This window comes from Pseudomonas sp. MF6767 (assembly GCF_016405475.1).
GTDB classification, from domain to species: domain Bacteria; phylum Pseudomonadota; class Gammaproteobacteria; order Pseudomonadales; family Pseudomonadaceae; genus Aquipseudomonas; species Aquipseudomonas paracarnis.
Genome location: NZ_JAEKCY010000002.1, coordinates 213573 through 233487 on the forward strand (window position 1 = coordinate 213573; position 19915 = coordinate 233487).

General features: G+C 61.1%; 17 protein-coding genes. 5 read left to right on the forward strand and 12 right to left on the reverse strand.

The window, feature by feature from the left end; all coding sequences use genetic code 11:
• Positions 1 to 15: 15 nt before the first annotated feature.
• The 10 genes from JFT58_RS04295 to JFT58_RS04340 form a co-directional block, all read right to left on the reverse strand.
• Positions 16 to 1569, reverse strand: coding sequence for a sugar ABC transporter ATP-binding protein (locus JFT58_RS04295; protein ID WP_054897785.1), 1554 nt, complete (start codon positions 1567 to 1569; stop codon positions 16 to 18).
• A 64-nt stretch (positions 1570 to 1633) separates the two neighbouring features.
• Positions 1634 to 2569 (reverse strand): sugar ABC transporter substrate-binding protein, encoded by a 936-nt coding sequence (locus JFT58_RS04300; protein WP_034125692.1) that lies wholly within the window; start codon positions 2567 to 2569, stop codon positions 1634 to 1636.
• Positions 2570 to 2618: 49 nt separating this feature from the next.
• Positions 2619 to 2795 (reverse strand): hypothetical protein, encoded by a 177-nt coding sequence (locus JFT58_RS04305; protein ID WP_003191673.1) that lies wholly within the window; start codon positions 2793 to 2795, stop codon positions 2619 to 2621.
• Positions 2796 to 2921: 126 nt separating this feature from the next.
• Positions 2922 to 3950 carry a Gfo/Idh/MocA family protein gene (locus tag JFT58_RS04310; RefSeq protein ID WP_054897784.1) on the reverse strand — a complete coding sequence of 343 codons (1029 nt, stop codon included), beginning with the start codon at positions 3948 to 3950 and terminating at the stop codon, positions 2922 to 2924.
• Positions 3951 to 4100: 150 nt separating this feature from the next.
• Positions 4101 to 5111 (reverse strand): Gfo/Idh/MocA family protein, encoded by a 1011-nt coding sequence (locus JFT58_RS04315; protein ID WP_054897783.1) that lies wholly within the window; start codon positions 5109 to 5111, stop codon positions 4101 to 4103.
• A gap of 19 nt (positions 5112 to 5130) precedes the next feature.
• A complete protein-coding gene (gene iolD, locus JFT58_RS04320) occupies positions 5131 to 7062 on the reverse strand; it encodes a 3D-(3,5/4)-trihydroxycyclohexane-1,2-dione acylhydrolase (decyclizing) (RefSeq protein ID WP_054897782.1) in 1932 nt (643 codons plus the stop codon).
• A gap of 149 nt (positions 7063 to 7211) precedes the next feature.
• Complete coding sequence (locus tag JFT58_RS04325; RefSeq protein WP_054897781.1) at positions 7212 to 8033, reverse strand: TIM barrel protein; 822 nt, start codon at positions 8031 to 8033, stop codon at positions 7212 to 7214.
• Between the two features lie 26 nt (positions 8034 to 8059).
• Positions 8060 to 8848 carry a 5-deoxy-glucuronate isomerase gene (iolB, locus tag JFT58_RS04330; RefSeq protein WP_054897780.1) on the reverse strand — a complete coding sequence of 263 codons (789 nt, stop codon included), beginning with the start codon at positions 8846 to 8848 and terminating at the stop codon, positions 8060 to 8062.
• Positions 8849 to 8851: 3 nt separating this feature from the next.
• A complete protein-coding gene (gene iolE, locus JFT58_RS04335) occupies positions 8852 to 9739 on the reverse strand; it encodes a myo-inosose-2 dehydratase (protein ID WP_019817189.1) in 888 nt (295 codons plus the stop codon).
• 148 nt (positions 9740 to 9887) lie between these two features.
• The gene (locus JFT58_RS04340) at positions 9888 to 11825 is read right to left on the reverse strand and encodes a bifunctional 5-dehydro-2-deoxygluconokinase/5-dehydro-2-deoxyphosphogluconate aldolase (protein ID WP_054897779.1); all 1938 of its coding nucleotides are present in this window, start codon (positions 11823 to 11825) and stop codon (positions 9888 to 9890) included.
• Between the two features lie 284 nt (positions 11826 to 12109).
• Here JFT58_RS04340 and JFT58_RS04345 point away from each other — a divergent pair, with 284 nt between their 5' ends.
• Positions 12110 to 13018, forward strand: coding sequence for a MurR/RpiR family transcriptional regulator (locus JFT58_RS04345; RefSeq protein ID WP_054897778.1), 909 nt, complete (start codon positions 12110 to 12112; stop codon positions 13016 to 13018).
• Between the two features lie 199 nt (positions 13019 to 13217).
• Here the strand turns inward: JFT58_RS04345 and JFT58_RS04350 are convergent, their stop codons facing one another.
• On the reverse strand, positions 13218 to 14123 hold the full coding sequence (locus tag JFT58_RS04350) for a hypothetical protein (RefSeq protein ID WP_054897777.1): 906 nt from the start codon (positions 14121 to 14123) through the stop codon (positions 13218 to 13220).
• 375 nt (positions 14124 to 14498) lie between these two features.
• Here JFT58_RS04350 and JFT58_RS04355 point away from each other — a divergent pair, with 375 nt between their 5' ends.
• Together JFT58_RS04355 and JFT58_RS04360 are read left to right on the forward strand one after the other, a co-directional pair.
• Positions 14499 to 15182 (forward strand): response regulator transcription factor, encoded by a 684-nt coding sequence (locus JFT58_RS04355; RefSeq protein ID WP_003191687.1) that lies wholly within the window; start codon positions 14499 to 14501, stop codon positions 15180 to 15182.
• Entirely contained in the window at positions 15160 to 16551 is a 1392-nt protein-coding gene (locus JFT58_RS04360; protein WP_034125702.1) for a sensor histidine kinase, read from the forward strand. Before JFT58_RS04355 ends, JFT58_RS04360 begins: the two co-directional genes overlap by 23 nt.
• A gap of 123 nt (positions 16552 to 16674) precedes the next feature.
• Here the strand turns inward: JFT58_RS04360 and JFT58_RS04365 are convergent, their stop codons facing one another.
• Positions 16675 to 18276, reverse strand: a complete 1602-nt coding sequence (locus JFT58_RS04365; RefSeq protein WP_054897776.1) for a L,D-transpeptidase family protein — start codon at positions 18274 to 18276, stop codon at positions 16675 to 16677.
• Between the two features lie 39 nt (positions 18277 to 18315).
• Between JFT58_RS04365 and JFT58_RS04370 the strand changes: the two genes are divergently transcribed.
• Positions 18316 to 19044: a murein L,D-transpeptidase catalytic domain family protein gene (locus JFT58_RS04370; RefSeq protein ID WP_054897775.1), complete on the forward strand. Its 729-nt coding sequence runs from the start codon at positions 18316 to 18318 to the stop codon at positions 19042 to 19044.
• A gap of 30 nt (positions 19045 to 19074) precedes the next feature.
• Positions 19075 to 19821, forward strand: coding sequence for a creatininase family protein (locus tag JFT58_RS04375; RefSeq protein WP_020301789.1), 747 nt, complete (start codon positions 19075 to 19077; stop codon positions 19819 to 19821).
• Positions 19822 to 19915: the final 94 nt, after the last annotated feature.

Sequence of the window (19915 nt, forward strand, 5' to 3'; positions counted from 1 at the left end):
TTCTTATTCTGTAGATCAGTGGACTGCGGTCATCCCGGAAGCCAACTGCATGACTTTTTCCTGGGTCGCCTCGGCGCGATCCAGAGTGCCCATCAGTTCACCTTCGTGCATCACCATCACCCGGTCGCTCATGCCGAGCACTTCGGGCAGTTCGGAAGAAATCATGATCACCGCCATGCCCTCGCTGGCGAGGAAGGCGATCAAGCGATAGATCTCAGCCTTGGCGCCCACATCGATACCACGCGTCGGCTCATCCAGGATCAGCAAGCGTGGGTTGGTCATCAGCCAGCGCGCCAGCAAGGCCTTTTGCTGATTACCGCCGGACAAGGTGTCGATGCATTGCTCCAGTGACGGGGTTTTCACCCGCAGCTTCTTGCACATGTCTTCACACAGGGCACGCAAGGCTTTCTGCTGGATAAAACCGTTGCCCGAATAGTGCGGCAACACCGCCATCTCCATGTTCTCCAGCACCGACAGGCACGGGAACAGGCCGCTGAGCTTGCGGTCTTCGGTCAACAGCGCAAAGCCTTTCTCAATGGCCATATGCGGGTCGGTAATGCGCACCGCCTTGCCGTCCAGGGTGATTTGCCCGCTGGAACTTGGGGTGATACCAAAAATGGTTTCCGCCACGTTGGTGCGCCCGGAGCCCATCAGCCCGGCGATACCGAGGATCTCGCCGGCGTGCAGGTCGAACGATACATCCTTGAATACGCCGTCCAGGCTCAGGTCGCGCACCGACAGTAACAGCTCACCAATAGGCGTTTCGCGCACCGGGAACAGCTGGCTCAATTCACGCCCGACCATCATCGAGATGAGGCTGTCGCTGTTCATGCTGTCGGCCCGTTGCAAGCCGATGTATTGGCCGTCGCGGAACACCGCCACTTCATCGGCGATGGCGAACACTTCGTTCATCTTGTGGGTGATATAGACGATGCCTTTGCCCTGGGACTTGAGGTCGGCAATGATCGAAAACAGGTGGGCCACTTCCTTGTCGGTAATGGCCGAGGTGGGTTCATCCATGATCAGGATGTCGGAGTCGTAGGACACTGCCTTGGCAATCTCGACCATCTGCCGTTCGGCAATGCTCAGGTTGCCGACCTGTTCTTCGGGGTCGAGGTTGATGCGCAGGCGCGCCAGCAACTCGGCGGTGCAGCGGTGCATTTCGCGGTGGTTGACCATGTGCAGGCTGTTGAGCTGTTCGCGGCCTATCCAGATGTTCTCGGCGATGCTCATATGGGGCATCAGGTTGAGTTCCTGGTGGATCATCGCGATCCCGGCCTTTTGCGCGGCCAGCGGCGTTTCAAAGGTGATCGGCTTGCCACGCAGGCGAATTTCGCCGGCGTCGGGCTGGTAGATGCCGGCGATGATCTTCATCAGCGTCGACTTGCCCGCACCGTTCTCGCCCATCAACGCCAGCACCGTGCCGGGGCGCACCCGCAGCTGCACATCGTCCAGGGCCACGACACCGGGAAAGCCTTTGCTGATGTTGAGGATTTCCAGCAGGTAGGGTTCGTCCAGCGCCAGCGCCGGGTGGGCGGCGGGCTGAGACGTGGCGGCTTGAGCAGGCATAGGGAGGTACTCCATCTGCAGGGCGGCCGTGACCGCCCTGCCAGCTTTTGTTGTTATGTCGGGGCTACTTGAAGTCTTTGACGTTGTCCGGGGTGATCAACTGGAACGGGATCACCACGTTCTGCTCGACCGGCTCCTTCTTGGCCATCTTGCGCGCTGCCTCCACCGAACCTACCGCCTGGCCCTTGGCGTCCTGGAAGGCCGACACGGTCATGTCGCCCTTGGTGATCGCGTTCAAGCCATCGGGCGTGCCGTCGACACCGGCAATCAACACGCTGCCTTTTTCCTTGCCGGCCGATCTCAGGGCCATGGACGCCCCGATCGCCATCTCATCGTTGTTGGCCAGCACCGCATTGAACTCCCGGCCCTGGGTCAGCCAGTCGTTGACCAGGGTCATGCCCCTGTCACGCAACCAAATGCCGGTCTGTTCCTGCTCGATCTTGATGTCCGGGTACTTGGCCAGCACTTCCTTCACGCCCTTGGTGCGATTGGTGGTGGAGTTGTTCGCCAGGTCACCCAAAAGGATCACGACCTTGCCCTTGCCACCGAGTTTTTCGGCGATGTATTGCATTTGCAGGCGGCCGGCCTCGACGTCATCGGAGGTCACGGCCACCACGTCCTTGGGCAAGTCTTTCTGGTCGGGGCGGCGGTTGACGAACACCAGCGGTATACCCGCCTTGGTGGCGGCACTGATGATGTTCTTGGTCGACGCGGTATCGACCGGGTTGACGATAATCGCGTCGACCTTCTGGCTGATGAAGTTCTCGACCTGGCTCAATTGCTTGACCACATCGGCGCGGGCATCTTCGAATTGCAGTTGCACGCCATCACCTTTTGGATAGGACTTGGCTTGCTTGTCCATGTCCTCGCGCAGGTAGGTGAGGAAGGTGTCATCGAACGCGGACATCGTCACGCCCACCTTGAGATCGGCGGCGCCGGCCACACCACTGGCCAGCAGCATGGACAAGGCCAGGGCGGTAAAACGGATCGGGGTCTTCATGAACGGTCTGTCTCCACTTTCTTGTTGGTTTTTTTCGACGTTGCGTTGATCAGGACTCGGCTGTCAGTCGCACCACCGGCGCGCCTGGAATGCAGCACACCAGCGCGCCCTGGTTTTCGACGCACAGCACATTCAGGAAGGAGAAGTAGAACGGCCGGGCGCGGGGCAGTCCGCGTGGCGCTTGGAGGGGGCGTAAAACTCGCAGTACAGCGTTGAAGATTTTCATCTGACGGTACCTGGTTGTTTTTGATCTTGTTTTTGTTGAGTCGCCCGTAGGTTCCGGGACGTACTTTATGCAACCTGGAAAAGACTGTATTAGAAAATAATTTCCATATCAACATGTTTTAGAATTTTATTCTATTTTCGTCGAAACCACCTGCTGGCGCTCGGCACTCAGGCGCGCGGCGTCCAATATACGGGTGGTTTCCAGGGCGTCATAGGCATTGACCGGCAGCGGTCCCTGCCCCACCACGGCCGCTTGCAACTGCCGATAGAATTGGGGCCAGCAGCCCTTCTCCGACGGCACCCGCTCACGCTCCGGCCCTTGCTCAAACCAGCCCCAGCGCCGATGCTCCTCGGCGCCCCAGTGTTCACCTTCGGTTTTCGGTGACTTGCCGGCCAGCAGCGCTTCTTCCTGGCCATCCAATCCGTCGACGGTGTAGCAGCCCAGGCTGCCACTGACGCGAAATCGCGGCGCCTGGCTGTTCTGCAACGCGTTGCCCCACAGGTGCGAAATCACGCCATTGGCATGGGTGAGGGAGACAAAGAAGCCGTGGTCCACCGTGGGATGTTCTGGTGTGTAGTGCAATTGAGCGAACACCCGCTCCACCGGGCCGAACAGTTGCAACGCCTGGTCCACCAGATGGCTGCCCAGGTCACGCAGCCATCCTCCACCGCTGGCATTGCCCACGGCCTGCGGACTGTAACGTTCCACGCGGGATTCAAAGCGGGTGATGGTGCCCAGGGCGCCAGCGTCGATCAGTTTGCGCAGGGTCAGGTAATCCGAATCCCAGCGCCGATTCTGGTAGACGCTGAGCAGCGAGCCCTGGCGCTCGGCAGCGGTAATCAGGGCCTGGGCTTGTTCGGCGTTGGCGGCAAAGGGTTTATCGCTGACCACCGCTACCCCGTGCTCGATGGCTTCCAGCACCAGGGCCGGGCGACCTTTGAGGGTGGTGGAAATCACCAGGGCATCGACGCCGGCTTCGACGATCTGGCCGATGGAGTCGAAGGCTTTGACACCCGGAAGGTCAGTACTCAGTTGCTTGCGACGTTCGGGTGAACGCGTCACCACGCCGACAAAGGTGGCGCCAGGCAGGGTAGCAATCAACGGCGCATGAAAAAAGCGCCCGCCGTGGCCGTAGCCCACTAGTCCGATTCGCATGCTCAACTCCAGAATTGATTTGGAAACCCAATCAACTGTGGGAGCTGGCTTGCCTGCGATAGCAGTGAGTCAGGCAATCAATCTGTCACTGATAGACCGCTATCGCAGGCAAGCCAGCTCCCACAGTGTCAACCACTTTTCTGCAGTGAGTTAGCCGTAGAAGCGCGGGCGATCCGGCAGGCTGACTTTTACAATCTGCCCACTGCCCTGGGCTTCAATACACGCATCCGCCGCCACCGCCGCCGCAAACCCATCCCAGGCCGACGGCCCGCCGACCTGCCCGGCCAGCACGCTGTCGATAAACGCCTGCAACTCCACGTCATAGGCACCGATAAACCTATCCTTCCAATCCATCAGGATTGCGTTGGACAGCTTCGCGTCGCTGCGCAGTTGCACCTGAGATGGTTCCGGCAACCTGGCGATGCCGCTCTCCCCTACCACTTCGCACTGGATGTCGTAGCCGTATTGGCAGTTCACAAACACTTCCACGTCGATACGCGTGCCTTTGGCAGTTTCCAGCAGCACGATCTGCGGGTCGCGCAGGTGCGCCAGCGCCTTGCTGGTCTTGCGCGGGAACACCACCTGCACGGACACGTAGTCGTCGTTGAGCAGCCAACGCAGCACGTCCAACTCATGGATCAGGGTGTCGGTGATCGCCATGCCGGTGTTGTAGTTCTCGCCCACCGTGGGGTTACGGTGCGCGCAGTGCAGCATTAACGGCTCGCCAATCTGGCCGCTGTCGATCACCGACTTGAGGGCACGATAGCCTTGGTCGTACGGGCGCATGAAACCCACCTGGACCAGGCGCTTACCGTGTGCCACTTCGGCCTCGACAATGTTGCGGCAGCCCTCGGCCGTCACCGCCAGCGGCTTTTCACAGAACACCGGTTTGCCGGCAGCAATCGCGGCCAGCACAAACTCTTCGTGGCTCGGCCCCCAGGACGTCACCAGTACCGCTTCGACCTCTGGCGAGTTGATCAACGCATGGCCGTCCGGGTACACCTCGGCGTCCAGCTTCAAGTCCGCCACCACCTGGGCCGCCTGCTCAAGGTTGATGTCGGTGACGGCCACCACCTGGCTGTTGAGCAAGGCCTGGCTGCAACGACGAATATGGTCCCGGCCAATGGCGCCCGTACCAATCACTCCAAGTTTCAAAGACATGCAAACACTCCTCTTGTTGTTAGTACTGCCGGGCCTTGGCCAGGTGTTCATTGAGTTTTTTTGCCGCTGCATTCGTGCGTTCACTGGTGGACACTTGCGCCACACCCACCCGCCACCACGACAGGTAGCCGTGGATCATGGTCTTGGGCAGCACCTTGATATCGATCAGGGTCGAGACGGTTTGCGTGCGCGCATCGGCCAGGGCCGCTTCCAGCTGCTCTACCGTGCCGACCTTGTAGGTCTTGCAGCCATAGGCCGCCGCACTCATGGCGAAATCCACCGGCACCAGGCCGCCGTCGAGCTTGCCGCTCTCGGGGTTACGAAAGCGGAACTCGGTACCGAAGCTGTCCATGCCGTTGCCGATCTGCAGGTTGTTGATGCAACCGAACGCCATGTTGTCCAACAGCACCACGTTGATCTTGCGGCGCTCCTGGATCGAGGTGGCCAGCTCCGAGTGCAGCATCATGTAGGAGCCATCCCCAACCAGGGCGTACACCTCCTTGCTTGGCTCGGCCAGCTTCACGCCCAGGGCAGCGTTGATCTCGTAGCCCATGCATGAATAGCCATACTCGACGTGGTAGGTGTTGACGCCCTTGCTGCGCCAGGCACGCTGCAAATCGCCGGGCAGGCTGCCAGCGGCGGCCACGATGATTGCGTCATCGGCCAGGCGTGCATTGAGCACGCCGAGCACAGCGCTCTGGGTCAGGCACGAACCGGTCAGCTCGATGAATTCCCGCAGCACGGCACGGTCCAGGTGGTCGTCGACTTCGGGGACAAACTCATCGCCCTGGTAGTGCACCTGATGCACGCGGTCCACTTCAGCGTCGAGTTGCGCCTTGGCGTCGGCGATCTGCTCGCCCCAGCCCGAACGGTAATCGCCCAGGGCATCGGCCAGTGCTTCAAGGGCGACTTTTGCATCGGCCAGCACTTGCACGCCGTCCAGCTTCAACGCATCGCAGGGGCTTATATTGAGGTTGAGAAACTTCACCTCGGGGTGCTTGAACAGCGATTTTGAGGAGGTGGTGAAGTCGGTATAACGGGTGCCGACACCGATGATCAAGTCCGCCTCAGGCGCCAGCAGGTTAGCCGCCAGGCAGCCGGTTTCGCCGATGCCGCCGACGTTCAGCGGATGGCTGGACACCACGGCGCTCTTGCCCGCCTGGGTTTCCGCGAAAGGAATATCGAAACGCTCGGCAAAGGCTTGCAGTGCCTGGTTGGCGGCGGAGTATTTGACCCCGCCGCCGCAAATGATCAGCGGCTTGCGCTTGCCGCGAAACGCAGCCAGCGCGTCGCCGATCATGGCGCTGGTGGCCGGGCGTCGGTCGATGCGGTGCACGCGTTTTTGCAGGAAATAGTCGGGATAGTCCCATGCTTCGGCTTGTACATCCTGGGGCAAGGCCAGGGTCACTGCGCCGGTTTCGGCCGGGTCGGTCAGCACGCGCATGGCATGGATCGCCGCGGTCATCAGTTGCTCGGGGCGGTTGATGCGGTCCCAGTATTTGCTCACGGAGCGGAAGGCATCGTTGGTGCTGATGCTCAGGTCGTGGAACTGCTCGATCTGCTGCAACACCGGGTCGGGCTGACGGCTGGCATAGACATCGCCGGGCAAGAGCAGCAACGGGATGCGGTTGGCGGTGGCAGTCGCTGCGGCGGTGAGCATATTGGCCGCGCCCGGCCCGACCGAGGCCGTGCACGCATAGATCTTGCGGCGCAGGTGCTGCTTGGCGAACCCGATGGCGGCGTGGGCCATGCCTTGCTCATTGCGGCCCTGATGCACCACCAGGTCGCCGCTGTCCTGCTCCAGAGCCTGACCGAGGCCCAACACATTGCCATGCCCGAAAATAGTGAAGACCCCGGCGACAAACTTGCTCTGTACGCCGTCGACTTCGATGTATTGGTTGTCCAGGAACTTCACCAGGGCCTGGGCCATGGTCAATCTTGTTGTGGTCATCACTTGCACCTTGTATGAATGCAATTGGAATGTTCAACACCGATCCACTGTGGGAGCTGGCTTGCCTGCGATAGCGGTCTATCAGTTGCACAGGTATTGCCTGACACACCGCTATCGCAGGCAAGCCAGCTCCCACATTTTTGATCGCGTTATGGCAAGGGCTTTTGCAAATACGCCATGCTGCTGCCCAACGCCTGCCGGATATCCGCCAACCCGTGCACGCTTTCGGCAAACGGTTCGAACGACAGATAGCCGCTGTAGCCGGTGCTCAGCAAGGTGTCGATCTGCGCCGCATTCCCGAGGATATCGTCCTCGCCCACCAGCACGCGGTGGCCGTCGCGGATCGAGTCCAGCGGCGCCTCGCGGTCTTCCACCCCGGAGATGTGCACCAGCCCGGTCAGTTCCGGGAAGAACTCATGCTCGCCGGCCAGGTGATGGTGAAAGGTGTCGTGCACCACCCGGAATACATCCAGGCCGCCGATGGCCTTGATTGCATCCACTGCCACGCGCTTGCGGCGCAGGGCGGATACGGTGAAGCCCAGGGGCTCGATGAAACCCAGAATCCCGTACTCGCGCAGGATCAACGCCAGTTCGCTCAACGCCGTGCGCAAACCAGCCGCGCGCTGCGCGTCGTTGCGCGTATCGCCAGGCTGATTGAACGGGCACATCACCAAGCCTTCGGCCCCGCACTCACGGGCGTAGGTGGCCAGTTCGATTGCCTGGGCACGGCGTTCGTCATTCCACACATCAAAGGGGTACAGCGCGTTGATCGACAACACCTTGATGCCCTGCGCTGCGCACAATTCACGCACGCGGCTGGCGGGTGTGCCGTATTCGATTTCACGGTTCTTGAGGTCGTTGCGGATCTCAATGGCCTCGCAGTTGAGAGCCGCCGCCAACTGGATGAAATCTGGCAGGGACAGGTTGGGGGCGACCATGCGGTTAAGGGCAAAACGTAGCGGCGACTTCATTGTTTTTGTTCTCCGTGCAACACCGTTTACAGGTCCAGCAGCCAGCTGTGCTGCGGGTCGTTATGGAAATGCCAGGCACGCTTGGGGCCGGCCATCACGTTCAGGTAATAAGACTCGTAGCCATACGGCACGCTGACCGGGTGATAGCCCTTGGGCACCACCACCAGGTCACTGTTTTCCACGGCCATCGCCTGGTCGATGCTGCGATCGTCGGTGTACACGCGCTGGAACACGAAGCCCTGAGGCGGGTTGACTTGGTGGTAGTAGGTCTCTTCCAGAAAGCTCTGGTGCGGCAGGTCGTCGGTGTCGTGCTTGTGCGGCGGGTAGCTGGAAGAATGCCCCGACGGCGTGCGCACTTCCACCACCAGCAGCGAATGAGCCGGCTCGCTGTCGGGCAGGATGTCGCACACGTAACGGGTATTGGCGCCTTTGCCGCGCACACTGCGCTTGCACTGCTCGGGGCGGATCAAACGCGGGGCAAAACCCGTAGCACCCGGCGCTGCGCAGACGGCAATCTGCACGTCGCTCAGGGCCGTGACTCGGGCGTCAGTGCCCGGCGGCAAATAGGCGGCGAACGGTGACTTGTCTTCGAACACCGACTGGCGATCACCGAGGTTCTGCCAACTGAAACCCGAGCCTTCGATCGTCACCCGACCGCTGAGCAGCACCAGGCACAGTTCCTGATCGCCCGCACTGACCGGCAGGGTTTCACCCAGGCTCAGGCGGTACGCGGCAAAGCCTACGTACTCCAGGCGACCCGCCTCCAGGGCAACCATGGTTTGCCCGCGTTTGCTGCTTTTGACCAACAAGCTCATCACTCAAGTCCTCTGGTTGAGAAGCGCACGCAGGGTGTCGTAACCCTTCTTCGCGTAGATATAGCTGGGCGCCACGGCCGGGTCCTGCTCGGCTTCCACCACCAGCCAGCCCTTGTAGTTCGCCGCGAGCAACACATCCAGCAACGGTGCGAAGTCGATATCACCATCGCCGGGCACGGTAAAAGTGCCGTTGACGATGCAGTCCGGGAAGCTCCACATCTGGTTACGCGCCAGTTGCACCACGGGTTTGCGTACATCCTTGAAATGCACATGGCAGACGCGGTCGATATGCTTGCGCAGCACCTCGATGGGTTCGCCGCCGCCCATGTAGCAGTGGCCCGAATCGAACAGCAAGCCGACTTCCGGGCCCGTGCGTTTCATCAACTGGTCGATGTCCTCGGGGGATTCGACGTACGCGCCCATATGGTGGTGATAGGCCAGGCGCACGCCCTGGGACAGGGTGAAACGCGCCAGCTCGGTAAGCTTGTCGGCGTAAGCCTGCCAAGCCTGTTCACTGTGAAAACGCGGGCGCTCGATCAGGCGGATGCGCGAGCCCTGGATCGAGTCAGCCACTTCGCCGTATACCAGTACCGAGGCGCCGTTGTGTTTGAGTAGTTCGACATGGGCGGCAATCGCCTCGATTTCTTCAGCCACCGAACGGTGGGCCAGACGGCTGGAGTACCAACCGGACACCAGCGCCAGGTCATAAGGACGCAGCACGTCAGCGACGCCCTTGGCATCCTTGGGGAATTTGCCGTTGAGTTCAAAACCTTCGTAGCCGATGTCCTTGCCTTCGCTCAGGGCCGTGCTCAGCGGGGTCTCACCGCCGAGGGCCGGGAGGTCGTCGTTGCTCCAGGAGATCGGGTTGATGCCAATTCGGATTGCGGGCATGGCTGCACCTTTTGTTTTTATCTTCAGAATTCACTGGGATCTGCTTTGTGTGGGAGCTGGCTTGCCTGCGATAGCAGTGTGTCAGGCAATACATTTGCAACGGATAGATTGCTATCGCAGGCAAGCCAGCTCCCACATTTGATCGTATTTACTGTCGGGCGCTGAGCCAGGCATTGATGAGCTGTTCGAAGGTCGCCTGCACCTGCTGGATCAGCGTTTCATCATCAATCTCCCCCGCCATCCACGCCCGGCTCGGCTCGTGGAAGATCGTGCGGCCCACGGCAAACCCACGGCAGGTGCTGCTCTGGCTGGCTTGCTTGAAGCCATCGGCGAGAAACTCGGGGGAAGCATTCAGGCCCAGCAACACCACGCCACGGCAGTAGGGGTCGCGTTCCTGGATCAGTTCGTCGAGCTTTTTCCAGTCTTCGGCCGATTGGGTTTCGATCTTCCACCAGGCCGGGTAAATGCCAAGGTTGTACAGGCGTTTAAGGCTGCGGTAGAGCACGTCCGGGTAGGTGGACGGGTGATCCTTGGGTGGGATGACTTCCAGCAGCAGTTCGTGGCCACTGACCAGCGACGCCTCGTACACCGCCTTGAGTTGCGCTTCCTGTTCCAGGCGCAGCATCGGCTCGTCATCGGGGTGAAACTGCACCAGGCACTTGATGATGTGTTCCTGGGGCCAGGCAATCAGGTTGCTGCCGATCGAACGCCCGTGCTCGAACGCCAGGGGCCGCGAGTTCTGCACTTCCACCGGGCGAGCGATCCACCAGCCGCGACCGCTGGCGGCGTTGAGTGCATCCTGGCCAAAGCGTTGGTCGGCGAGCAGGCCCACATCCGCCTCGACGCCCTGCTCGCTGAGTTTGCGCTCCACGCGTTCGATGGCCTGGATAAACAACTGCTTGATGTCGCTGATACGCTCAGGGGCCTGGCCGCCTTTTTGCGCCAGCTCCACCAATTGCCAGCGGTGGTCGAAGGCAAAGACGAACAGTTGCTTCCAGGCTTTGCGCGGCACCGTGACACGGTGCAGGCGTTGCAGGGTCACGTCCTGGTCCGGCCGGGTGATGGGCACGGGGCTGTTGAACAGGTAATCGAGTTCGGCGGGGGTCGGCATCGCTGGCGCACAGGCGTGGCGCGATACCACCAGGCCGCCACAGGCATTGGCCAACTGGCTGCAACGCTCATCGCTGGCGTCATTGATCCAGCCGCTGAGAAAGCCCGACATAAAAGCATCGCCTGCGCCCAGCACGTTGAGCACTTCAACCCGCACGCCAGGATAGATGGCCCCGTCTTCCAGGCGCGCCGGGATTGCGCCGTGGATCACCGTGCAGCCCTGGGGGCCGAGCTTGACCACCAGGGTGGCCGGGGTCAGTTCACGCACGGTGCGCAGGGCGGTGAGCAGGTCTTCACCGCCGCCGGCAATCAGGAATTCCTCTTCGGTGCCGACGATCAGGTCGAAACGCGGCAGGATCTTCTGCACATGCTGGCTGACATTCTGGTCGGCGACGAAACGGGTTTCGCCATCGGCCTTGCCGGCCAGGCCCCACAACACGGGGCGGTAGTCGATGTCCAGCACGCGCTTGACGTTGTGCCTGGCCGCGTAATCCAGGGCCTGGAGGCTGGCCTTGTACACGCCGTCGGTGGAGAAATGCGTACCGGTGATCAACAACGCTTTGCTGGAGGCGATAAAGGCTTCGCTGATGTCTTCGGCGCGCAGGGCCATGTCGGCGCAGTTTTCGCGGTAGAACACCAGAGGGAAGGTTTCGCGGTCCTTGAGGCCCAGCAGCACCAGGGCGGTGAGGCGCTCCGGGTCGACCTTGATGCCGCTGACATCACAGCCTTCACGGGCCAGGGATTCCACCAGGAAACGGCCCATATGGTCATCACCCACCCTGCTCAGCATCGCCGACTTGAGCCCAAGCCTGGCCGTGCCGAAAGCGATATTGGCGGAAGAACCGCCCAGATACTTGGCGAAGCTGGACACATCCTCAAGCCGCGCACCGACTTGCTGCGCATAAAGATCGACGCCCAGGCGCCCGAGGCAAATCAGATCCAATTGACGCCCACTGGCAAAACGAGTCTGGCCCATGCTGGCTCCTGTTATTTTTATCAGCCTGCGTTGTGCCGCCGTGGCGACGGCAAACGCTCTTGGTGGGAGCAGACTAGAACGTCCGCTGGCAGCAATCAATATTTATTCCATAATTATTTTTAGTGGAATATTTTTTCCAATACCTCAGGATAGTGGCACGCCAGCGCCCATGCATCGTTTCAGCAGGCCACGCGGGCCGCGATGCCGGGGTATTTTTTTGTGCCTACCCTGTAGACTTGCGCCACCTATCAGCGCATCAGACGAACACGCCAGAAGGATTGCCCATGTCCCGCACCGGTCCCGAGACTACCCTGGAAGAAACTATCGCCAGCCCTCCGATCAATGCCGAACGCCTGTTGCAGCTGATCACCGACGAATACGAGAGCCTGCCGCGCCAGCTCAAGCGTATCGCCAGCTACATGAGTCAGCAGAGTGACCGGATCATGGTCGACCGGATCAGCGACATCGCCCGGGAATGCGAAGTGCACCCTTCGGCCATCGTGCGGTTTTCCCAGCGCTTCGGTTTCAGCGGGTTCAGTGAGATGCAGGCGCTGTTTCGCGAGGCGTATACGCACAAGACCACGCCGGTGCAAAACTACCAGCAGCGCATTCGCAGCATGATCGCCAACAAGTCCCAGAAGGCCAGCGGCGGCGACCTGGCGCGCGAGTGCGTCAACGCCACCCTGTCGGGCATCGAACGCTTGGGGCTGGAGTTGGACGACGCTGCCTTCGAGAAAGCCGTGGACCTGGTAGTCAATGCCGACAACATCTACGTGGTCGGCGTGCGCCGCTCCTTTGCGGTGGCCGACTACCTGGTCTACAACCTGCAGCACACCAACAAGCGCATCCACCTGATCTCGGGGCTAGGCGGCAGTTATCGCGAGCAGATGCGCAGCGTGCGCGCCAATGACCTGGTGATAGCCATCAGCTTCACGCCCTACGGCAAAGAGACCCAGCACTGCCTGCGCATCGCGCAGCATCACCAGGCCAAGACCCTGATCATCACCGACAGCAACCTGTCGCCCCTGGCCAAGCGGGCGAATGCGGTGTTGTTGGTCAATGAAGGTTCCTCGTTTGCTTTCCGCTCGCTGAGCGCCACGCTGTGCCTGTGCCAGGCGCTGTTTATTGCGGTGGCGTATCGGTTGGAACTCAAGGTGGATGAGATTCACGAACAGGTCGGGTTCGACGACTGAACCTCCAACTGTAGGAGCGAGCTTGCTCGCGAAAAACGCAAGAACGCCGCGGCCATTTTGAATGAACGCGGCGCCCAGCAGTTCTTCGCGAGCAAGCTCGCTCCTACAATTAGTGCATGAAAATCGCGATCAGGATGATCACCGGAATCGGCACGCCGAGGAACCACAGCAGTAATGAGCGCATCATGTTCTCCTTGAATTAACGAACGTAGTTTTCGGTTTCGACATACACCACGGCATCCCGGCGGCGACCGCCGAAGGTGGCGGCGAAGCTGGCGAAGAACGCACCGATGAGCAGGGCCACGAAGGTCCACAGCGAGGTGTAGGCCGCTACTTTCGCAGCGGTGTCAGCGGCTTGTTTGGCTTTGAGCTTGGCGTCTTCAACGGCCTTGCGCGCGTCGCCATAGACCTTGTCGATACGGGCTTCGGCATCGGCCTGGCTAAGGTTGGTGCGCTGGCTGATCAGTTGGGCCAGGTAGGCGCGATCTTCCGCTGCCAGTTGGCCGTCGTTGCTCAACGTACGCGTCAGGATACGACCGACCACGGCGTGGGCTGCATCATCGCTGACCGCCGCTGGGCGATCATCGCGAAACAGGCTGTCGACGTAATAACCGAAGTCACCACTGTCGGCACCTTTTGCCGCGCTGCCCGCAGCTTGGGTGAGGCCGCTGGCGGCGCCCGATGCCACGCTGGCGCCAGCTTTCACGCCGCCGCTGACCACACTGCTGACCGAGCCAACCACCAGCATCGCCGTGATCAATGTGGCCACTGCCCAAGCCAGGAAGCCATGGGCGGTGTCGCGAAAGTACACCTCGTCCCCGTGCATATTGGCCCACTTCACCCGCAAACGACCGGCGATATAACCGCCCAGGCCCGACGCAACGATCTGGGTGAACGCCAGCCAGACAATTGTGGAAATGCCAAGGCCCTTGGCGCTGATACCGCTGTCAGCCCAAGGCGACACCGCCGAAAAGCCCAGGCCGAAGCCCAGCAATACCAGGATCAATGACAGTGCAGCCGCCGCAGCGGCACCGGCGAAAATCGCCCCCCAGGAAACCCCGGAGAGCGTGCTTGACTCTTGCAGCGTGGTTGAGGATGTGATCATTGTTGTTTTGCTCCAGGCACGAAAAATGATGTTACAAGTCTCAAAACGGACAGTGCAGGCAGCGTGCCAGCGGCGATTAAAATTAAATTCCTTTAATTTCAATGATTTATTTAAATTGAACTTAGCCAGATCATGCAGGTTGCAATAAACGGCGATATTAGGCGGGCGTAATGCACTCCCCTGTGGGAGCTGGCTTGCCTGCGATAGCGGCATGACCGCCAACGAATATGCCAGCAGGTAAGCCGCCATCGCAGGCAAGCCAGCTCCCACAGGGCGATGTCGGTTTGAAGAAGATGAAGTTTTATTTAGGAAACATTCAGCAACTTCTTGGCAAAATGTCGTCACTTCTAGTGTGAACGCTCACCAGGTAATCCTATGACCCGCATTTTGACCATCGAGGATGACGCCGTAACGGCCCGCGAGATTGTCGCCGAGCTGAGTAGCCATGGACTGGACGTAGATTGGGTGGACAACGGCCGCGAGGGCCTGGTCCGTGCCGTGAGTGGGGATTACGACCTGATCACCCTCGACCGCATGCTGCCCGAGCTGGATGGCCTGGCCATCGTCACCACGTTGCGCACCATTGGGGTGTCTACGCCGATCCTGATGATCAGCGCCCTCTCCGATGTCGACGAGCGCGTGCGCGGCCTGCGTGCCGGCGGTGATGACTACCTGACCAAGCCGTTCGCCTCGGATGAAATGGCCGCCCGTGTCGAGGTGCTGCTGCGGCGTAAAAGCACCGTTCAGGAATTCGAAACCGCTCTGCGCGTGGCCGACCTGGAACTGAACCTGATCAGCCGCGAAGCCAGCCGGGCCGACCAGCCGCTGACGCTGCTGCCCACTGAATACAAACTGCTGGAATTCCTGATGCGCAACACCGGGCAGATCCTGTCGCGGATGATGATTTTCGAGGAAGTCTGGGGCTATCACTTCGACCCCGGCACCAACCTGATCGACGTGCACATCGGCCGTCTGCGCAAGAAAATCGACCCACCGGGCCTCACGCCGCTGATCCGCACGGTACGAGGCTCGGGCTATGTCATTGCTGAACCCCTCTAAAGGCTGGCGCTCTTCCAGCAGCCGCTTGCTGGCGCTGTACAGTTCGTTGTTCGTGGCGTGGAGTTGCATCCTCATGGGGGTGCTGTACTACGAGGTCTCAGGCTACCTCAGCGACTTGTCGCGCCATTCCCTGTTGCAGCGCCAGCATCTTTTCCAGCGTTTCGACGGCGAAGAACTGGTGGAAGCGCTGACCACCAGCATGACCTTCGACATGAAGGGTGTTGACGCCTATGGCCTGTTCGATGAGCAATTTCGCCCCTTGAGCGGGCCGATCCGCGCCGTACCACCCGACCTGCCGCTGGATGGCAAGATTTACGCCCTGACCAATTGCGTGCAATCCGATGACCCCAAACTGCCCAAGGACAGCTGCGACGCCGTGGCCACCCACACCGAAGACGGCCGCTGGCTGGTGTTGGTACGCGCCAACGGCTCGTTGTTCGGGGTAACGCGGATTATCTGGCACGCCCTGCTGTGGGCGCTGTCCTTGACCATCATTCCTGGCGCTGCCGGCTGGCACCTGCTGCGCCGCCGCCCGTTGCGGCGCATTCGCGGGATCCAGGCCAGCGCCGAGGCCATCGTCGCCGGCGACCTCACGCACCGGTTGCCGCTGTCCAACCGGCGCGACGAGCTGGACATGCTCGCCGCCATCGTCAATGCCATGCTCGACCGCATCGAAAAACTGATGAACGAGGTCAAGGGCGTGTGCGACAACATCGCCCACGACCTGCGCACCCCGCTCACTCGCTTGCGCGCCCAGCTTTACCGCATCAAGCAACAAGCCGAGGAAGACTCGGCCCACGCGGTAAAACTCGATGACGCCATCGCCGAAACCGACACGCTGATGGCGCGTTTTCGCGGGCTGCTGCGCATCTCGGAACTGGAAGACCACCAGCGTCGCTCAGGCTTCCTGGTGCTGGACCCGCTGCCGCTGCTACGCGAACTGCATGATTTCTACCTGCCCCTGGCCGAAGAAGGCGAACTGGAGTTGGTGTTGCAGGCGCCTGACTCACTGCCGTGGATTACTGGTGACCGTGCGCTGTTATTTGAAGCCCTGGCCAACCTGCTGAGTAACTCGATCAAGTTCACCCCGCCCAATGGCAAGGTGATCCTGCGAGCAGTCAACGACCTTGGGAGTACGCGCATCGAAGTGCTCGACTCCGGGCCAGGCATTCCAGCCGCCGAGCGCGCGTCGGTGTTCCAGCGTTTCTATCGGGTCGATGAGAGTGATCAGCAAGGCGGCTTTGGGCTGGGCCTGTCGATTGTGGCGGCGATCATCAACTTGCATGGCTTCAAGCTGGAGGTCGGCACCAGTGAGTTGGGCGGCGCCCGCCTGGTGCTGGAATGCCGCCAGCAACTGATGCCGGAATAGAACGTAGGAGCGAGCTTGCTCGCGAAAAACTCACAGACGCCGCGTTCATTCAGGAAGCACGCGTTATCGTTGGCGTTTTTCGCGAGCAAGCTCGCTCCTACATTCATATCAAGCCATCTGACGCTATAACACGCTGCCCATGGCCTTGATCAACACCGGGTCACGCGCATAAATATCCGGCGCATACACCAACTCGCCCTGGCGATCCACTTCTACCGTCCAATACCCCAACAGCACCGGTACCGGCGTGGCGAGCCTGAATTCATGGGTTTCGCCGGTCGCCAGCAGCTCATCGGTGCGGGTGCGTTCGGCGGGCGTTACGAGCAGATCGCGCAATAACAACGGTTGCTCGACCCGCACGCATCCCGAACTGAACGCCCGTGGGCCCTTGGTGAACAAGGGCTGGCTGGGGGTGTCATGCAGGTACACCGAATACGGATTGGGAAAGCGCATCACAATCTTGCCCAGCGGGTTACGCGGGCCGGCCTGCTGGCGCAGCAGGATATTGCCGGGGCGTGCCCAGTCGACTTGGTCGGGGGTCAATGGGTGACCTTCGGCGTCGAGCACCTGCAGGTTCTGCTGGCGCAGGTATTCAGGGTTGAGACGGATGGCGGGCAGCTTGTCCTCACGCATGATGGTCGGCGGGATGGTCCAGGTGGGGTTGAGGGTCAGCCGAGTGATGCGCGACTTGAGCAGTGGTGTCTGGCGTTCGGCACGGCCTACTTGCAGGCGGGTTTGCCACACCGGGATGCCGCTCTGATACACGCTCAGTTGTGCGGCGGCCACATTGACCACGACACCTTCAGGCTCCAGGTCCTGGGCCAGCCAGCGGAAGCGCTCCAGGTTGATGCGCAGCTGTTCACGACGCACCGCCGGGCTGATATTGAGTTCGGCCACGGTGCCGGCGCCGACCACGCCGTCGGCCTGCAACGAGTGGCTGAGCTGGAACGCTTTCACCGCTTTGACCAGTTCGCCCTGGTATTGCTTGCCGTTGCCACTGGGCAACTGGGCCAGGTAGCCACCGCTGTGCAGGCGCCGCGCCAGTTCCGGCACGCGGGGGTCGTTCATCCCCGGGCGCAACAACGCGCCCTCGGCGACCGGGTCCCAATGGGGCAGCGGTTGCTGGCGCACGCCGGCGTAGGCATTGCGCAGGCTGCGATACAAATCAGCGCTGGGCCGCGCCTGATCGAAGGCTTGGGCCATGTCTTGCAGGCCGGTGGCGGCGAACGCCAGTACCTCGGCATTAGGATCGCCACTGGGCGGCTGTGAATGCCATAGAGGCTCAAAGCGCGATTGCTGTAGACGCCCGTAATGCAAATCCTGCAGGGCTTGCAGGTACTGCTGGCTGTTGGCGATATCGCTGCACAGCACGTTGGCCGTGGCATCCGCCGCAGGCAAGCTATAGTGGGTGGGGTCCAGGCCATCGTCGGCAAGCATCAGCAACTGGCTGTGCAAGGCTTGCCGGCGTTCGTCAGCCGACCATAGCGGGGCATCGCCCTGCTGCTGGTAAAAGGCTTGCAGGCGCACCAACGCGGCAGCATCGATACGCGGCGCAAGGTGCGGGCAGACACTGGTCAACTGCGCCAACGCCTGTTGCAGTGGCGCCAGCGCGACCGGTGCAGGGGTGGTGACGGGCAATGGCTCCACCGGCAGCGTTTCGGCTGTAGCGACCAATGGTGCAACGAGCAGGCAAATGCTCAAGTAACATGCGTGTTTTTTGAACAATTGACTTAGCTCCACTCCACAGCGGGGACTCGACTGTAGATGCTGACTTTTATACGCCTGCTCAGGCTATCCAGCCTGGGCTTGATCACTGGGTGCCTGGCTTTATTGAGCAATGTTGCGCTCGCCGCCAATGGCACCTCTCCTTCCCTGTATAGCAGCCTGGCGCGCTCGGCTCCAGAACTCAATCCCACCGTGCTGAAAAGCGCCCTGAGCGCCGTACAGTGCGCGGTCAATAACGGCGAGGAACGTTCCGATCGCCTAGCGGTTATTGACTACTCCCAGCCCTCGACCGCCCGTCGCCTGTGGATCTTCGACCTGCGCAAAAAGACCCTGGTATTACGCGACCTGGTGGCCCACGGCGCCAAGTCCGGGGAAAACTTCGCTACCCAGTTCTCCAACCTCGAGGGCAGCCACCAGTCGAGCCTGGGGTTGTTCCGCACCCAGGAAAGCTACCTGGGCGCCCATGGCTACTCGCTGCGCATGGACGGTCTGGAACCCGGTTTCAATGACCAGGCCCGCGACCGCGCCATCGTGATTCATGCCGCCGACTACGTCAGCCCCTTATGGAGCAAGCGCGAAGGCCGCATCGGCCGCAGCCAGGGTTGCCCGGCCGTGCGCCCGCAAGTTGCCCGTCAAGTGGTGGACAAGCTCAAGGACGGGCAGTTCATGTTTTCGTGGTACCCCGACCAGCGCTGGTTGAAGTCGTCGACCTACCTCAATTGCAAACCCCAACAGGTGGCGAGTAGTCGTACAATCCGTGGCGGATAGCCTGTCCCCATAGATAAAAGAGAGCGTCGCATGCTTCTACACACCTCCACCTGGATCGAAATCGGGCAGTTCCTGGAACGCAGCCGCACGGTGGTGATTCCCATCGGTTCCAACGAGCAACATGGCCCCACCGGCCTGCTGGGCACGGACTGGATGTGCCCGGAGATCATCGCCCACCACGCCCAGAAGCACGCCGATATCCTGGTCGGCCCGACCTTCAATATCGGCATGGCTCAACACCACCTGGGCTTTCCCGGCACCATCTCCCTGCGCCCTTCCACCTTTATCGCCGCAATTGGCGACTGGGTGCGCTCGTTGGCCGGGCATGGTTTCGAAAAGATCCTGTTCCTGAACGGCCACGGCGGCAACATCGCCACGATTGAAGCGGCGTTCTCCGAGCTGTACGCCGAAGCCAGCTTCGCCCGCCGCCCGGCCGGGTTCGCGCTGAAGCTCGTGAACTGGTGGGACCTGGAAGGCGTCACTGACCTGGCCCAGCGTCAATTCCCGGTCGGGCATGGCAGCCACGCCACGCCGTCGGAAATTGCTGTGACGCAGTGGGCGTATCCGGACGCGATCAAGTCTGCCGACTACTCACCACGAATTGCCAACACCGGCCCGATCCGCGAGGCCCTGGACTTCCGGGCGCGCTTCCCTGACGGCCGCATGGGCTCGGACCCGGCGTTGGCTACTGTGGAGAAAGGCGGTGAGTTGGTGGCATTGGCGGCGCAGGGATTGGTCAAGACTGTCGACAGCTTCAGCAACGAAGCCAAACCCTGATCCAAATGGGGCCAATACCCTGTAGGAGCGAGCTTGCTCGCGAAAAAATCATAGGCGCCGCGTTTATTCAGGGGGCGCGCGTTACCGTTGACGT

Bases quoted from the DNA above. Each gene is read 5' to 3' on its own strand.
- JFT58_RS04295 (WP_054897785.1), bottom strand. From the start codon at position 1,569: ATGCCTGCTCAAGCCGCCACGTCTCAGCCCGCCGCCCACCCGGCGCTG.
- JFT58_RS04300 (WP_034125692.1), bottom strand. From the start codon at position 2,569: ATGAAGACCCCGATCCGTTTTACCGCCCTGGCCTTGTCCATGCTGCTG.
- JFT58_RS04305 (WP_003191673.1), bottom strand. From the start codon at position 2,795: ATGAAAATCTTCAACGCTGTACTGCGAGTTTTACGCCCCCTCCAAGCG.
- JFT58_RS04310 (WP_054897784.1), bottom strand. From the start codon at position 3,950: ATGCGAATCGGACTAGTGGGCTACGGCCACGGCGGGCGCTTTTTTCAT.
- JFT58_RS04315 (WP_054897783.1), bottom strand. From the start codon at position 5,111: ATGTCTTTGAAACTTGGAGTGATTGGTACGGGCGCCATTGGCCGGGAC.
- iolD (WP_054897782.1), bottom strand. From the start codon at position 7,062: ATGACCACAACAAGATTGACCATGGCCCAGGCCCTGGTGAAGTTCCTG.
- JFT58_RS04325 (WP_054897781.1), bottom strand. From the start codon at position 8,033: ATGAAGTCGCCGCTACGTTTTGCCCTTAACCGCATGGTCGCCCCCAAC.
- iolB (WP_054897780.1), bottom strand. From the start codon at position 8,848: ATGAGCTTGTTGGTCAAAAGCAGCAAACGCGGGCAAACCATGGTTGCC.
- iolE (WP_019817189.1), bottom strand. From the start codon at position 9,739: ATGCCCGCAATCCGAATTGGCATCAACCCGATCTCCTGGAGCAACGAC.
- JFT58_RS04340 (WP_054897779.1), bottom strand. From the start codon at position 11,825: ATGGGCCAGACTCGTTTTGCCAGTGGGCGTCAATTGGATCTGATTTGC.
- JFT58_RS04345 (WP_054897778.1), top strand. From the start codon at position 12,110: ATGTCCCGCACCGGTCCCGAGACTACCCTGGAAGAAACTATCGCCAGC.
- JFT58_RS04350 (WP_054897777.1), bottom strand. From the start codon at position 14,123: ATGATCACATCCTCAACCACGCTGCAAGAGTCAAGCACGCTCTCCGGG.
- JFT58_RS04355 (WP_003191687.1), top strand. From the start codon at position 14,499: ATGACCCGCATTTTGACCATCGAGGATGACGCCGTAACGGCCCGCGAG.
- JFT58_RS04360 (WP_034125702.1), top strand. From the start codon at position 15,160: ATGTCATTGCTGAACCCCTCTAAAGGCTGGCGCTCTTCCAGCAGCCGC.
- JFT58_RS04370 (WP_054897775.1), top strand. From the start codon at position 18,316: ATGCTGACTTTTATACGCCTGCTCAGGCTATCCAGCCTGGGCTTGATC.
- JFT58_RS04375 (WP_020301789.1), top strand. From the start codon at position 19,075: ATGCTTCTACACACCTCCACCTGGATCGAAATCGGGCAGTTCCTGGAA.